This is a genomic window from Serratia ureilytica, from assembly GCF_017309605.1.
GTDB lineage: Bacteria > Pseudomonadota > Gammaproteobacteria > Enterobacterales > Enterobacteriaceae > Serratia > Serratia ureilytica.
The window spans coordinates 2,505,107-2,521,006 of record NZ_CP071320.1; the positions used below are offsets into that span (position 1 = coordinate 2,505,107).

At 64.2% G+C, this 15,900-nt stretch carries 9 protein-coding genes; 5 read left to right on the forward strand and 4 right to left on the reverse strand.

What is annotated here, in order from left to right; translation table 11 throughout:
- Positions 1 to 19 precede the first annotated feature (19 nt).
- The gene (locus tag J0X03_RS11630; protein WP_160204309.1) at positions 20 to 8,530 is read left to right on the forward strand and encodes a non-ribosomal peptide synthetase; all 8,511 of its coding nucleotides are present in this window, start codon (positions 20 to 22) and stop codon (positions 8,528 to 8,530) included.
- Positions 8,531 to 8,588: 58 nt separating this feature from the next.
- Complete coding sequence (entS, locus tag J0X03_RS11635) at positions 8,589 to 9,872, forward strand: enterobactin transporter EntS (RefSeq protein ID WP_033650373.1); 1,284 nt, start codon at positions 8,589 to 8,591, stop codon at positions 9,870 to 9,872.
- Between the two features lie 4 nt (positions 9,873 to 9,876).
- On the opposite strand, the gene J0X03_RS11640 is transcribed toward entS, so the two are convergent.
- Positions 9,877 to 10,236: a winged helix-turn-helix transcriptional regulator gene (locus J0X03_RS11640; RefSeq protein WP_033643111.1), complete on the reverse strand. Its 360-nt coding sequence runs from the start codon at positions 10,234 to 10,236 to the stop codon at positions 9,877 to 9,879.
- 101 nt (positions 10,237 to 10,337) lie between these two features.
- Here J0X03_RS11640 and J0X03_RS11645 point away from each other — a divergent pair, with 101 nt between their 5' ends.
- Positions 10,338 to 10,892 (forward strand): NAD(P)H-dependent oxidoreductase, encoded by a 555-nt coding sequence (locus J0X03_RS11645; protein WP_033643110.1) that lies wholly within the window; start codon positions 10,338 to 10,340, stop codon positions 10,890 to 10,892.
- Positions 10,893 to 10,983: 91 nt separating this feature from the next.
- Positions 10,984 to 11,634, forward strand: a complete 651-nt coding sequence (locus J0X03_RS11650) for a LysE family translocator (protein WP_072022528.1) — start codon at positions 10,984 to 10,986, stop codon at positions 11,632 to 11,634.
- Positions 11,635 to 11,649: 15 nt separating this feature from the next.
- Here the strand turns inward: J0X03_RS11650 and J0X03_RS11655 are convergent, their stop codons facing one another.
- A complete protein-coding gene (locus J0X03_RS11655) occupies positions 11,650 to 12,426 on the reverse strand; it encodes an NAD(P)H-dependent oxidoreductase (RefSeq protein ID WP_160204308.1) in 777 nt (258 codons plus the stop codon).
- An 84-nt stretch (positions 12,427 to 12,510) separates the two neighbouring features.
- On the opposite strand from J0X03_RS11655, the gene J0X03_RS11660 reads away from it, so the two are divergent.
- Positions 12,511 to 13,404, forward strand: a complete 894-nt coding sequence (locus tag J0X03_RS11660; RefSeq protein ID WP_096242258.1) for a LysR family transcriptional regulator — start codon at positions 12,511 to 12,513, stop codon at positions 13,402 to 13,404.
- A 21-nt stretch (positions 13,405 to 13,425) separates the two neighbouring features.
- Here J0X03_RS11660 and J0X03_RS11665 read toward each other — a convergent pair whose 3' ends face one another.
- Together J0X03_RS11665 and J0X03_RS11670 are read right to left on the reverse strand one after the other, a co-directional pair.
- Positions 13,426 to 13,587: a hypothetical protein gene (locus tag J0X03_RS11665; RefSeq protein ID WP_162882344.1), complete on the reverse strand. Its 162-nt coding sequence runs from the start codon at positions 13,585 to 13,587 to the stop codon at positions 13,426 to 13,428.
- 141 nt (positions 13,588 to 13,728) lie between these two features.
- Positions 13,729 to 15,795 carry a TonB-dependent copper receptor gene (locus J0X03_RS11670; protein WP_160204307.1) on the reverse strand — a complete coding sequence of 689 codons (2,067 nt, stop codon included), beginning with the start codon at positions 15,793 to 15,795 and terminating at the stop codon, positions 13,729 to 13,731.
- Positions 15,796 to 15,900: the final 105 nt, after the last annotated feature.

Here is a 15,900-nt window from a genome sequence, read left to right on the forward strand (position 1 = left end):
GAGGAAAAGGACAGACACCATGTCAGAAACGCTTTCTTTGCCGGATACTCAGGTCGAGTATCGGGATTATCCGCTGGTTGCGGCGCAACCGGGGATCTGGATTGCCGACCAAATCGCGCTGCGGCGCAACAGCTTTGCCGTGGCGCACTACACCGAACTGCACGGCGATATCGATCGTTCGGCGCTGGAGCGCGCGATTCGCCAGGGGCTGGCGGAGGCGGATACGGTTCAGGCGCGCTTCTTTGAGGCGCAGGACGGCCAGCCGGTGCAACGTTTACCGCTGAACGCGGATCCCGCGCGGGTGCTGGCGCCGGAGTGGTTTGACTTCAGCGCGCGGCCAGACGCCGAACAGGCGGCGCTGGCGCTGATGCACGACGATCTGGCGCAGGATCTGCCCGCGGACGGCGAGCGCCCGCTCTATCGCCATGCGGTGATCCGCATCAGCGCCGATCGCTGGTTCTGGTACCAGCGCTTTCATCATCTGACCCTGGACGGCTTCAGCTTCGAGGCCATCACCCGCCGGATCGCCGATATCTACCGCGCGCTGCGCCACGGGCTGTCGCCGGCGGCCTCGCCGTTTACCCCGTTCGGCAAGGTGGTGGAAGAGTTTCAGCAATGGCAAACGTCGCCCGCACGCCAGCGGGCGGCCGAATTCTGGCGGCAGCATCTGCGCGATCTGCCGTCGCCGCTGTCATTGGCGACGGAAAACCGCGAGGTCGAACCGGGCGCTCGGCCGCTCAAACAGGCGCTGGTGCTGCCGGAGTCGCTGTTTGACGAAGCGCTGCGCGATGCAGCGCTGCAGTCGTTGCAACCGGCCGATATCGTCACGGCGGCGCTGGCGATGTATCTGGCGCGCATGAGCGGCGAAACCCGGCTCTCCATCGGTTTTCCTTTCATGCGCCGCATGGGCTCGCAGGCGCTGGCGGCGATCGGCCCGGTGGTTAACGTGCTGCCGCTGCTGCTGAACGTGACGCCGGAGATGTCGCTGGCGGACGTCTGCCAGGCCACCGCGGCGGAAATCAAACAGGTGCGGCGCCATCAACGCTATGAGGCGGAGCAGATCAAACGCGATCTCGGCCTGGTCGGCGGCCATCAGGAGCTGTACGGCCCGGTGGTCAACGTCAAGGTTTACCACAGCGCCTTGTCCTTCGACGGTCAAGCGGCCGTTACCCATACGCTGGCGATGGGGCCGGTCGACGACCTCGAGTTTGAGATCGGTTTTCGAAGCGGCGTGCTGACGCTGTCGTTGGTGGCCAACCCGGCCAAATACGCGCCGCGCACCTTGCAAGGCCATGCGGAGCGCATTGGCCATTGGCTGCAGCAACTGGCGCGGCGGCCGCATCAGCCGAACGGTCAACTGGCGCTGGTCAGCGAAGGGGAGCTGCGCCAACTCGCGGCCTGGGGGCGCGGCGCTGAGCTGACGCCGCCGGCGGGCATGGTGTCGATCATGGACGCTTTCCAGCGTCAGGTTGAGCGACAGCCCGAGGCGTTGGCGGTGACCTGCGGCGATGTGCGCCTCAGCTACCGTCAACTCAGTGAACGGGTGATGCAACTGGGGCGCGTGCTGATCGAAAGCGGCATCGGCGCCGAAGACGTGGTCGCCATCGGCATTCCGCGCTCGGTGGACACGCTGGTCGCGCTGTTTGGCGTGTTGGCCAGCGGCGCGGCCTATATGCCGCTCGATCTGGATTATCCGCGTGAACGTCTGGCGCTGATGTGCGACGACGCGCGGCCGGTGATGCTGCTGACCCACAGCGACACGCGGGCCAACATGCCGGATCTGCCGCAGATCATGTGCCTCGATGAGGCGCAATGCCGGGCGCGCTGCGCGGCCGCCGAGGCCGCGCCGATATCGGACGAAGAGCGGCGCGCGCCGCTGAACGAGGCGCATCTGGCCTACATGATTTACACCTCCGGTTCGACCGGCAAACCCAAAGGCGTGATGTCCACGCACCGCGGGCTGCTGAACCTGTTCTTGTCGCATCAGGCCTCTCTATTCGGCCCGGCGATTGAAAAATTCCAGGCTCGCCGCGGGCGGCGTCTGCGCGCCGGGCATACCGCTTCGTTCTCTTTCGACTCCTCCTGGGAGCCGCTGTTCTGCATGATGATGGGCAGCGAACTGGTTATCTTCGATGAAGAGCTGCGCCGCGACCCCTGGGCATTGCTCGAACAGACCCAACAGACCCCGATCGATCTGCTGGACATCACGCCGTCGTTCCTCTCGCAGTTGGTGGATTGCGGCCTGCTGAAGGGACAGTTTCCGCTGCCGGCGTTTGTGATGATCGGCGGCGAGGCGGCGACACCGACGCTGTGGAACCTGATGCGGCAGCATCCGGAAGTCGAGATCCATAACTATTACGGCCCGTCCGAATACACCGTCGATACCCTCGGCGCGCCGGTCACGGCCGCAGACCAACCGGTGATCGGGCGCCCCCTGGCCAATACCGAAGTCTGGCTGCTCGACAATCGCCTGCAGCCGGTGCCGATCGGCGCGGCGGGGGAACTGTACATTTCAGGCAAGGGCATCGCGCGCGGTTACCTGCGCCGCCCGGATCTGACGGCGGCGCGCTTTGTCGCCAATCCGTTCGCCGACGGCGAGGTGATGTACCGCAGCGGCGATCTGATGCGTTGGAGCGCGGACGGCCAGCTGGCGTTCATTGGCCGTACCGATCACCAAATCAAAGTGCGCGGCTTCCGCGTCGAACTGGGTGAAGTGGAGAGCGCACTGGCTGCCTTGCCGGACGTGGGGCGGGCGGTGGTGATCGCCGAGCCGATCGGCGCCACCTATCGCCTGATCGGTTACTGCTCGGTGCAGGATGACGCGCGGCGCGCCTCACCCGCGCTGCAGAGCGAGCTGCTGGCGCAGTTGGCGCAGCGTCTGCCGGATTACATGGTGCCGGCGATCCTGGTGGTGATGCCGGAGCTGCCGCTTAACGTTAACGGCAAGATTGACCGTCAGGCGCTGCCCAAACCGCAGGAGACGCTGGCGCAAAGCCTGCGCGAGCCGACCACCGAGCAGGAAAGGCTGATTTGCCGCGCCATGGCGCAGCTGTTGGGGATGGAGCGCGTCGGCGCCGACGACGATTTCTTCGCGCTCGGCGGCGACAGCATCTCGGCGATGGGGCTGGGCACCGCCCTGCGGCGCAACGGGTATCTGCTGCGGCCGCGTGAGATCTTCGCGCTGCACACCCCCGCGCGCATGGCGCAGGCGATGCAGCCGCTGGCCGTTGGATCTCAGGCCGCGCGCAGCGTGCAGCAAGGGCCGATCGACGGGCTGCCGATCCTGCACTGGTTTGCCGAGACGGGCGACATGCATCGTCTCTTCGCGCACGGCGTTTTCCTGCGCGTGCCTGCCGAATTGCAACCGGCACAGCTGCGTTATGCGTTGGAACAGCTGCGTACGGCACACCCGGCGCTGGGCGCGCGGATCCGCGACGGCCAGTTGGTGGTTGAAACCGCCGCCGCCGGTGAATTGATGCAGCGTCATCCCGTATCCGGCGATCTGGAAACCGCGGCGGAACAGGCGTTTGATGCCGCGCTGGCGCGCCTCAATCCGGCCGAGGGCAGCATGATGCAGGCCATCTTGTTGCAGCGTGACGGGCAGAGCCTCGGGCTGGTGCTGGCGATCCACCACCTGGTGGTTGACGGCGTTTCCTGGCGCATCCTGCTCGACGAACTGCGGCAAGCGGCCGACAGCGCCATGCAGGGGCAGCCGATCGCGCTGCCGCCGGAGGAAACCTCGCTCTATGAGTGGTCCGCGCGTTTACGGGCCGACGCCGAACGCCGGGAAACCGAGCTGCCGTTCTGGCGGCAGATGCTGGCGGACGGCGTGCCGCGCTTGGGGCGCCGCGCGCTGGATCCGCAGACCGATCGTCTCGCTTCGGTGAGCGAACGGCGCACGCTGCTCGACAGCCGGCTGACCGCCGCGCTGCTGGGCGCCTTGCCGCAGGGATACCGCGCTCAGGTCGAAGAGATCATGCTGTGCGCGCTGGCGCTGGCCTGCCGGCGTCATTTCCAGGCCGCTTCGCTGCGCTTTTCGCTGGAGTCGCACGGCCGCGCCGAACTGGACGATAGCCTCGATCTGGCGCGCACCGTCGGCTGGCTGACGGCGGAGTACCCGCTGTGCATCGAACTGCATGACGCCGAACACCACGAGGCCGTGCGCGCGGTGAAACGGGTGACGCGCGCGGTGGCCGATCGCGGCATCGGCTATGGTCAACTGCGCTATTTACATCCGCAGCGTGACGAACTGGCCGCGCTGGCGCAGCGCAATGCGCCGGAGATTTTGTTCAACTACCTCGGGCGCTTCGGCCAGGATGAGGGACACTGGACGCCGCAGCGCAGCCGGACCCGTTTCCGCGACGCCTTCGCCGTGGCGCAGGATACGCAGCAGGCGCTGTGTTACGGGCTGGAAGTGAACATCTTTGTCGAAGAGCGGCGCGACGGCGCGTGTCTGGCGATCAACTGGAGCTGGCTGGAGGGGATTTTCAGCGCGAGCGACATCGAGGCGTTGCATAGGGGCATCGAGCAGGCCGTGCGTGCGCTGTGCGAGTTTGCCGAACGGCATCCCGAACGCACAGCGGCAACGTTGACGGCGGCCGAGATCGCCCAACCGAACGTCGACGATGAAACGCTGCGCGCCTGGGAGCGGGAGTATGGGCCGTTGGCCGATGCGCTGCCGCTGTTGCCCTTGCAGCACGGCTTGCTGTTCCATGCCCAGACGGCGCAGCAGGGCGGCAGTTATAACTCGCTGACGCGCCTGAGCCTCTGCGGCGAACTGGACGCGCCACGGCTCCAGCAGGCGCTGGATGCGGTGATCCGCCGCCATCCGCAGCTGGCCGCGCGGTTCAACCGCGAGGGCGAACCGCTGCAGCTGATACCGCAGGAAAGCCATTGGCCGCTGGACAGCCACAGGCTGCCGCCGCTGTCCGCCGAACAAGAAATGCAGGCGCTGAATGAGCTGGAGCAGAAAGAGCTGCAGCGCGATCTGTTTAACCAGCCGGGCGCGATGCTGCATGCGCTGTGGGTCAAACACGGCGACAGTGAACGCTGCACGCTGTTCCTCAATGCCCACCACCTCATCGTCGATGGCTGGTCGACGCCGGTGGTGCTCAACGATCTGATGCTCGCATTGCGTGAAGGGATAACGGCGTTGCCGCCGCTGCGTTCGAACTATGCCGATATCGTGCGCCGCCTGGCCGCGCGGGATGCCGACGCCTCGCGCCGCATCTGGCGCGAGACGCTGCAGGACGTGCGGCCAACGCTGCTGTTTGGCGAGACGCAGGACGACCGCGTGTTTGAGCTGGAAATGACGCTGCCGCCGGCGGAGGAACAGCGTTTGCTGACCCTGTGCCGCGAACGCGGGCTGACGCTCAATACCGTGATGCAGGGCATCTGGGCGCTGCAGCTGGCCGGCTGTTGCGGCCATCAGGACGTGGTGTTCGGCTCGCCGGTTTCCGGGCGGTTTGGCCAGATCGACGGCGTGGAAGAGCACGTTGGCCTGTTCAGCAACACGCTGCCGGTACGCGTACGGCTGGAAAACGGCCGGCCGTTGACGGAACAGCTGACCGCTCTGCAACACCGGCAGATTGAACTGCTGGAGCACGACGATTTGGGATTGGGTGAGATCCAGCACCTGGCCGGCGCGGGCACGCTGTTCGATACGCTGTTGGTGGTAGAGAACTACCCGGACAACGATGCCTTGCTCGGCGGCACAGGTTCCCTGCGCTGCGACGCCATCCGCAACAAAGGCTATACCCACTATCCGCTGACGTTGCTGGTGCTGCCGGGCGAGCGTCTGCGTCTGCTGATGGAGTACCGTGACTCGGTGCCGCAGCCTGAACGCTTCGCCGCGCGGCTGATGGCGCTGCTGCAACAATGGATTGCGCAACCGGATCTGCCGTTGCCGCGCTGGCAATTGCAAACCCCGCAGGAACAGGCGTTGATCGCGGCGGTCAACCGCACCGCACAGGCGGTAGCGGACACCACCTTGCATCAGGCGATCGCCGATCAAGCTCGGCGCACGCCGGAACGCATCGCGTTGCAGGATGCCGGGCACACCCTCAGCTACCGTGACATGCAGCGCCAGGCCGCGCTGTTGGCCGAACAGCTGACGGCGGCGGGCATTCAGCCGGGCGATATCGTCGCGGTGGCGTTGCCGCGTTCCGTGCGCCTCAGCCTGGCGCTGACGGCGATTGTGCAAACCGGCGCCGCCTGGCTGCCGCTGGATACCGGTTACCCGGATGAGCGTCTGGCCTACATGGTGGCAGACGCCAAGCCACGGCTGATTATCACCGAGAGCGCCTTGGATGCCCGTTTTGCCGCGCTGGCGCCGACGTTGCGGTTCGATGCGCTGGACGACAGCGGGCGCGAACCGATGCAGCGCGCACCGGCGGGGAACGGCGATTATCCCGCCTACGTCCTGTATACCTCGGGCTCTACCGGGCGGCCGAAAGGGGTGGTGGTGAACCACCGGGCGATCGTCAACCGTCTGTTCTGGATGCAGCATGAGTATTCGCTCGATGCGCAGGACGTGGTATTGCAGAAAACGCCGTGCAGCTTCGACGTTTCCGTCTGGGAGTTCTTCTGGCCGCTGATGGTCGGCGCGCGCCTGGTGATGGCGCCGCCGGAGGCGCACCGCGATCCGCAGGCGCTGACGACGTTGATCGACGACTATGGCGTAACCACGCTGCATTTCGTTCCGTCCATGTTGGCTATCTGGGTTGAGGCGCTGAACGAACGTGCGCCGCAGCGCGCCGCCGCCAGCCTGAAACGCGTGTTCTGCAGCGGTGAGGCGTTGTCGTGTGAACTGGCATCCCGCTACCAGGCGTTGGTCGCCGCGCCGCTGCATAACCTGTATGGCCCGACGGAGGCGGCGGTTGATGTCACCTATCAACCGGCGTCCGGCGAGGCATTGGCGGCGGTGAGCGGCGCCGGCGTGCCGATCGGCAAACCGGTCTGGAACACCCAACTGAGCATTCTCGACGCCATGCTGCGGCCGGTGCCCGTCGGCTGCGCCGGCGATCTCTACCTGCGCGGCATTCAGCTGGCCGACGGCTATCTGCATCGGCCGGGATTGACGGCGCAGCGGTTTGTCGCCGATCCCGCCGGCAACGGGGCGCGCATGTATCGCACCGGCGATATCGCCCGCTGGCTGGAAGACGGCAGCGTCGAGTATTTGGGGCGCAGCGACGATCAGCTGAAGATCCGCGGCCAGCGCATCGAACTGGGCGAAATCGAACAGGCGCTGCTGGCGCAGCCGGGAGTAGCGCAGGCGGCGGTGCACGCCATCGAACTGGGTGAGGGCGCGACGGGGCTGGGCGGCGCCGATATGCGGCAGTTGGTCGCCTGGCTGATCGCCCAGCCGGGCGTGACGCTGGATACCGCCGTCCTGCATCAGGCGCTGGAGGCGCGTTTGCCGGCGCACATGATGCCGGTCAGCTATGTCATGACCGACAGCTTCCCGCTCAGCGCCAGCGGCAAGCTGGATCGCAAAGCGTTGCCTCGGCCGCAGCTGAGCCCGCAGAGCGGCCGCGTGCCGCACAGCGACAGCGAGCGCCTGCTGGCGGCGCTGTTCAGCGAACTGCTGGGGCGCGAGACGGTGTATGCCGACGACGACTTCTTCGCGTTGGGCGGCCACTCGCTGCTGGCGATGCGCCTGGCGGCGGAGCTGCGTCGGCGCGTCACCCGGCCGTTGAGCGTCGGGCAGATCATGTTCGCCCGCAGTCTGGAGAAAATGGCGCACCTGCTCGATGATGCGCAGGCCGCCGGCTCGGCCGAGAGCCGCGGCGTCGGCGAGTGCCTGCAGCTGCGGGCGGGCCAAGGCCCGGCGCTGTTCTGCCTGCATCCGGCTTCCGGTTTCGCCTGGCAGTACTCGGGGCTGAGCCGTTATCTGCCGGGGAGCTACCCGATCATCGGCCTGCAGTCGCCAAGGCCGGATGGTGCCATCGCCACCTGCGAGGACATTGAGCAGATGGTCGATCGTCATCTCGCCACTCTGCGCCGCCTGCAGCCGCAGGGGCCTTATTACCTGCTGGGCTATTCGCTCGGCGGCACGCTGGCGCACTCGATGGCCGCGCGTTTGCAGCAGCAGGGCGAAGAGGTGGCGTTCCTCGGCATGCTGGATACCTATCCGCCGGAAGGCCAGGACTGGACCGGCCCCAGCGAGGAAGAGGCGCAGAAGGAGGTGGCGCAGGAACAGGCCGAGTTTATGGCGGAAGATCATGGCGATCCGGCGCTGATGGCGGAGAAGGCGGCGATGTTCGACAGCATCGTCGCCAACTACCGCGACGCGGTGCGCCTTCTGTCTCAGGCGCGCAGTCAGCGTTTCCACGGCACGGCGACGCTGTTCGTCGCCGACCGGACGCTGCCGCCGGAGATGGATATCAACGCCGTGTGGGCGCCGTATCTGGATGGGCTGATCTGTCATCACCAAAGCTGCGAGCACGCGGACATTCTGTCGCCGGCCTCGCTGGAGACGCTCGGGCCGCTGTTGCATTCGCTCCTGACGCGGCAATACGGATTGGTATAACGCAACCGGGCCGGGGCGTGCGTCCCGGCCCGCACTAAAACATGATATGCAGGACACTATGGCCAGACCTTCTTTTTTTCTTGATTTCAGTTTGCTGAGAAGCAATGCGCATTTCCGCGCGATTTTCTGCGCCCGCATGCTGTCGGTGTTTTCCCTCGGCATGCTGGCGGTGGGGGTGCCGATTCAGATCCAGGCGATGACCGGCTCCACGTTGCAGGTGGGCGTGGCGGTGGCGCTGGACGGCGTAGGCATGTTTATCGGCCTGATGTTGGGCGGGGTGCTCGCCGATCGCTACGATCGCCGCAAGCTGATCCTGTTCGCGCGCGGCACCTGCGGGCTGGGCTTTGTCGCCCTGAGTCTGAATGCCTTCGCGCCGGCCCCGTCGCTGTGGGCGCTCTATCTGCTGGCGGCGTGGGACGGGTTCTTCGGCGCGCTCGGCATGACGGCGCTGATGGCGGTGATCCCGCTGCTGGTCGGGCGCGAAAACCTGGCGGCGGCGGGGGCCTTGAGCATGGTGACGGTGCGCATCGGCGCGATCCTGGCGCCAGCGCTGGGGGGGATCATCATCGTGTTCGGCGGCGTCGGTCTCGCCTTCGCCGTCGCGGCGGCAGGGACGCTGGGCACCCTTGTGCCGCTGGTACGCTTGCCGACGCTGCTGCCGCAGCAGCAGGAGCCGGAACACCCACTGCGCGCGCTCGCCAGCGGCTTCCAGTTTGTCTGGCGCAATAAGGTGGTCGGCTCGGTGGTGTTGCTGGGGATGTTGATGAGCATCGTCGGCGCCGTGAGGGTACTGTTTCCGGCGCTGGCGCAGGACGCTTACCACGTCGGCGCGTCCTCTATTGGCCTGATGTACTCCGCAGTGCCGCTCGGTGCGATGCTGGGCGCGCTGACCAGCGGCTGGGTGGGGCGTTTCCCTCGCCCTGGGGTGCTGATCCTGATCGCCGCTATCGTCGCGTTCACCGCCATCGCGTCACTGGGGCTGTTCAGCCATCTGGCGCCGGCGCTGCTGGCGCTGGTGTGTTACGGCTACGCCAATGCCATCGCCTCGCTCTTGCAGTTCATGCTGATCCAGAGCAATACGCCGGATCATCTGCTGGGGCGGGTGAATAGCCTCGGCACCGCGCAGGACGTGACCGGCGATTCGATCGGCGCGCTGGGGCTCGGCGTACTGGGCAGGGTATTTACCCCGTTGATGAGCGTGCTGTCGTTTGGCGCATTCGCCGCCTTGCTGGGCGTGCTGGTGGCCTTCAGCGTGCGCACGCTGCGCCAGTGCCGGCCGGCGGACGCGTTGGTTGAGCACGATGAGCCGGCTCCGGCAACCTCAGCGGCGGCGGACAACTGACCCCTCACGGCGCCGGCTGTTCCGGCCGGTGCCGCTCCCCCCAGTCGCACATCATGTCGATCACCGGGATCAGCGAACGCCCGCGCTCGGACAGGCTGTACTCCACCTTGGGCGGGATCTGCGGATACTCCTTTCTCACCACCAGACGGTCTTTTTCCAGCTCTTTCAACGTCGAGCTCAGCGTCTTATACGAAATGGTGCCGATGCAGCGCTGCAGTTCGTTGAAGCGCAATACCGGCTTATACAACGCCAGCCAGTAGAGAATAATCATTTTGTATTTACCGTTGATCACCGACAGGGTGTAGCCATAACCGGTGTCTTCAAGGCTGATGCCCGTAGGGCTGCAGTGGGATTCGGCGGTCATTTACACTTTCTCCAGGGTAAGTATGTGTCGTGAGTGTGCGTATTTTACATTCTGTCAGCATACCCTAAGATGCGTCGAAACACCTGACTGGAGAGATCAGTATGAAAACGTTGGTGGTAGTGACACATCCCGATATGGCGAACTCGGTGGTCAACAAACGTTGGCTGGAGGAACTGCGGCGCTATCCGGCGCTGTATACCGTGCACGAACTGCATCAGGCCTATCCGGACTGGCAGATCGACGTCGCCAAAGAACAGCAGTTGATTGAAGCGCATGACAACATCGTGCTGCAGTTCCCGATTTACTGGTTCAGCAGCCCGCCGCTGCTGAAAAAATGGCTGGACGACGTGCTCACCTACGGCTGGGCCTACGGTTCTCGCAGTGGCTATAAGATGCAGAACAAGAAACTGGCGCTGGCGGTCACGGCGGGCGTGCGCGCAGAAGATTACGCGCGTGAAGGGCGTTATCGCTACTCGCTGGAGGAGATCTTCCGGCCGTTTGAAGTGACCGCCGATTATGTGCGGGCCGACTATGCTTCGTTCTTTGCCTTTTACGGCAAGGAAGCCGCTTCGGACGGGACGGCAGAGCAGGTTCAGCAACACGAGTTGGACAGCAGCGCGCAGGGCTATCGGGCATTTCTCGCCGCCCTGAATTAACGAGACTCCCCGGATGCGCCTGATAGTGCTGTTGCGAATGTCCGGGGAGGAATATGATTGCCGTATCCTTTGACTCGCCGGTGATAACCCCATGCCTTCAGCCGAAACGTTTATTGCTTTTCTTGTTGCACTTACCCTTCTGGAACTGTCTCCTGGACCGGACATGATGCTCACGTTGGCCCGGGGTATCGGCCAAGGCCGCCGTATCGCGCTGCTCAATGTTTTCGGCATGGTTTTTGTCGCCGGTATGGTGCAGGTTTCCATGCTGGTGCTCGGCCTCGCCACGCTGCTGCATGCTTATCCGCTGGCGTTGGACGTATTGCGTTGGGTTGGGGCCGCCTATCTGGTCTGGCTGGGGATAAAAATGCTGAAGGTAAGCCGGCAGCGTTCCGATGCCGTGCGAAAACCCCGGATGATGACCGAGTGGCAGGCGGTGAAAGAAGGAGCGATTAACAGCCTGACCAACCCTAAGTCGCTGCTGTTCATGTTTGCTTTCCTCCCGCAGTTTGTTAACCCTGAAACCGGGCCGGTTTGGCTGCAATTGCTCGTTTTAGGTTCCATTCAGAAGCTGGCCGGGATCCTTTCGCTGGGTTCTGTCGCTATGGCCTCCGGCACCGTGGGACAATGGCTCGCCCGCAATCCCCGGTTGTTGGTGTGGCAGCAGAGATTCACAGGCTTGGTCATGATGGGATTGGGCGCCAAACTCCTCCTCGGGGGCGGCGCTGCGTCAGCGCCGCGATAAGGGGAGCGGCTCGCGCTATTTCAGGTGAATGCTAAAACCGTCTTGCCCTGGCGCGAGATGCGCTTTCAGCGTCAGCTGCGGGATCAGATAGTCACCGGCGTTCTGCCGCCGGAAGCGGATTGGCTCGGCGTTCCACAGATTATCCAGCCGCTGCCCGAGCTGCTCGCACAGGGCGGCAAAGCGTGCCTCATCGGTTTTGCCGGCGCGGTAGGTGACGAACGGCGGCAGCACCTCGAACCCTGGGTAGTGCAGCATGCCGTGCTGGATCGGGAACAGGATATCGTCGATCGGCCCGTTGATGCCGCGCGGGGCGTAATGGGATTCCCACCCGCCGGCGCTGACGAGCAGCATCGCCCGTTTGCCCGCCAACATACCCTCGCCGTAACGGTCGCCCCAATGCGTATCGGAATGCTCACCGACGCCATAGGCAAAACCATAGGCATAGACACGATCGAACCAGCCTTTCAGAATCGCCGGCATCGAGAACCACCACAGCGGAAACTGCAGCAGCACCGCGTCCGCCCAGCGCAGCTTTTGCTGTTCCCGTTCGATGTCGGCGCTCTGCACGCCGTTGGCGAACGCGCGCTGGGAATCCAGCGAAGGAACGAAACGAGGCCCTGATGCGCCTTCCAGGCTGTCGTCGGCGTCGATCGCCGCTTTCCACTTCATGGCGTACAGGTCGGACACCTGTACCTGATGGCCGGCCTGCGTCAGACGCTCAACGGCGAAGTTTTTCAGTGAGCCGGTCAGCGACTGTGGCTCCGGGTGGGCGTAAACAATCAGCACATTCATAACAACGCTCCTTGGGGTGAGAGCTGCAGGTTAGGGCGTCACAAGGTATATTAGAAATGAATTACCGTTATCACAGGTATAACCATGAATAATTTAAGGCGGCTGGATCTCAACCTGCTGGTGACGCTCGACGCGCTGCTGGCGGAGCACAACGTCACGCGCGCGGCGCAGCGGCTCAATTTCTCTCAGCCGGCGGTCAGCGTGCATCTCGCCAAACTGCGGGCGATCTTTGACGATCCGCTGCTGTTGCCCGGCCCGCGCGGCATGCGTCCGACTGCCAGAGCGGAGCAGCTGCGGGAACCGCTGCGTCAGGCGTTGGCGGCGCTTGAGTTGGCGGTGACGCCGGCCACGCCGTTCGATCCCGCCGTGGCGACCGATACCTGGCGTGCGGCCGCCTTCGACTACGGCGAATCCACCATCGTCCTGCCGGCGCTGAACGGTTTACGTACGGCGGCGCCCGGCACCCGGCTGGCGGTGCTGGAGACCGCGCCGTCACGCATCGCCAAACTGGCGGAACAGGGGGAGATCGATCTGGCGTTTCACACCCGCGAAGGGGCGCCGCCCGGTCTGCGTCAGCGCACGCTGTTCAGTGAACGCTATGTGCTGGTGGGCAGAGTCGGCCATCCCAAGCTGCATGAAAACCTGACGCTGGCGCAATTTTGCCAATTGGAGCAGGTGATGGTCTCACCGGACGGCGGCGGGTTCTACGGCATCACCGATCGGGCGCTGGCGGACTTGGGACTGACGCGGCGCGTGGTGCTTTCCGTGCCGCATTTTCTCTTCGTTATCTCGGTGCTGACGCAGTCCGATTTGGTGGCGATGCTGCCGGAGCGGCTGGTGCGCAACCAGCCTTTATTGCAACAACTCGAGCCGCCGCTGGCGGTGCCGGGTTTTGAAATGACCATGCTGTGGCACGAACGATCGCATCGGGATCCCGCGCACCGGTGGCTGCGCGAACATATCGTGCGGTCAGTGTGAGTGGGTTAAACTGCGCGGGAATTACATGAACAGGAAGCGGTCGGCCAGCGCAACGCCACGCTCGAGGCGCGGTGGCAGCGCGTCGTCGCGATCGTCAGGCTGAGCAGCCTGCGGCGCGACATCTTCGGCTTTTTCAATCATCAGCTCGCCGAGCAGGGCCAGAAAACGAGTGAGCTTTTGCATATTCCCTCCGGATCGTTGATTACGTTGAGAGTGATAGTAATCGCCGCTAAACCGAATGGGAAAAACTTAAAACTCATATCCTAAGAACCGGATCGCATATCGCGTAACCGGGCGACGGTTGCCCATCGCCCGATGGATGGCTTAGAAGGTGACGTTAACCTTGGCCCACAGGGTGCGGCCCGGTTCATTCACCGCGCTGTTGGCCGAATAGCCGAAGGCGCTGTTGCCCGCCAGGTTGAGGTGCTCGCTGTAGGTCTTGTTCAGGATATTATCCAGACCGGCGCTCAGCTTGACGTTTTTATTCACCTTGTAGGCGGCGTTGGCGGAGAGCACGCCGAAGCCGGCGCTTTCGGCAAAATCTTTGCCCACCACGTTGCCTTCGTTGATCGCCACGCGGTGCTGGCTGCTGACCAGACGCCACAGGCCGGTGCCGCTCCAGTCGCCGTACTCATAGGTCAGCCCCAAGCGTGCCTCCAGCGGCGGGATCTGCGGCAGCGGGCGACCGTCGCTGGTGTTTTTCCCCCAGGAGTAGGCCAGGCTGGCGTCGGTTTTCCAGTGCTCGCTCAGTTGATAACCCATGCCCATTTCGCCGCCCATAATGTTGGCGTTGACGTTATCGGCCTGGCTGAGACGCGCATTGTGCGGATCGTATTTGAACAGGATGAAATCATCGACGCGGCCCACATACGCGGAGACCCAGCCGTTGAAGCGCTTGCCGTTGTACTGCGCGCCGATGTCGAGCTGCGTGGTTTTCTCGCTCTTGACGCTGGAGAACGGATCCTTGCTGCCGTTCGGACCCAGCTTCGGCGAGAACAGCTCCCAGTAATCCGGGAAGCGCTCGGTATAGCCGACGCCGGCATACAGCATCAGCGGCAGCTCGGCCAGCGTATGCTCCAGGCGCATAAAGCCGCTCGGCAGGGTATCTGAACGTTCCACATCGCGGCCGCTGCGGAAGTTCTCCACCAGGGTGCGATCGAGACGCGCGCCGCCGATCAGCTTATCCTGATCGCTGGTGGACCACGTCAGCTCACCGAAGGCGCCGTAGCTGTTGAACTGGGCGTCTTTTTCCCAGCTACCGCGGCTCATGCTGCGGTGGGTATTGGTCTGCGTGTCCAGGCCGCTTTCAAGCTTCACGTCCTGCCACTGCCAGGTGCCCATCACGCGGCCGCCGACGGTGCGGCGATCGAGCTGCATCGTCATGCCGGAAGACATCATGTGCCCGCCGTGGCCCCCCATGCTCATGCCGCCATGCCCACCATGGCCGCCCATGCCGCCGCTGCCCGGCGAGCGCAGGGTCACGTTGTCCATCACGTGGTTGGCGTAGTTGTAGTAGACCTGCGCTTCCAACTTATCCAGCACCTCGCCGATGTTGGATTTCTCCACCCGCATGCCCAGGCTTTCGCGTTTGAACTGCGAACCGTCCATGCTGCGGCCGGCATAGCGCGCTTCGCCGTTGCCGCGGCCCATAGTCACTTCCAACAGCGTGTCATTGTCCGGCGTCCAGCCGAGCGCCAGATCGCCGTTCCACTTGTCCCAGTGCGATGGCACGCGCGTATTCGTTCCGTCCTGGTAATCATTGGCGCGCGACTTGTTGGCCATCACCCGCAGGTAACCTTGTTCGGCGCCGAGGCTGGCGTCGATATTCTCGTCCCAGCGGCCATTGGAGCCGGTCAGCACGCTGGCGTTGCCCTTGATGCCCGGTTTGTCGAAGCGCGGACGTTCACGTTCGAAACGCACCGTGCCCGCCGACGAACCCGGCCCCCACAGCACCGTCTGCGGCCCTTTGGTGATGGTCAGCAGATCGAAGCTTTCCGGCGAGATGTAAGAGGTGGGCGCATCCATTCTCGATGGGCAGGCGCCGAGCATCTCCGAACCGTCAGTGAGAATTTTCAGCCGCGAACCGAACATGCCGCGAAATACCGGATCGCCGTTGGTGCCGCCGTTGCGGATCTGCGAAAAACCGGGAATGGTTTTCAGATAGTCCGAACCGTCGCTGGCGGGCACCGGCTGACGCGGGGTTTTTGGTGACGTCACGATGGTCAGCGGAGAGTAGAGCGGTGCGGTGACGGTGATCACGTCGCCATCATTAACCTGTGCGTCGGTAGGGTGCTGATGCGCCTGCGCCGCGTGGCCGGCCAGCAGGAACAGCGGCATGGCGGTGGTGATTGCGCGGGTGACGGCGTTCTTTTTATAAGCGGGTTTAAACATCATCTTTCCTTAAGCTAACTTTTTTCCATTATTCTCCGGCGATTTATTCAGGCGTGGGGATGCCTGGCGAAAATCACCATCGGAAAATACGGGGGTTAATTCCCT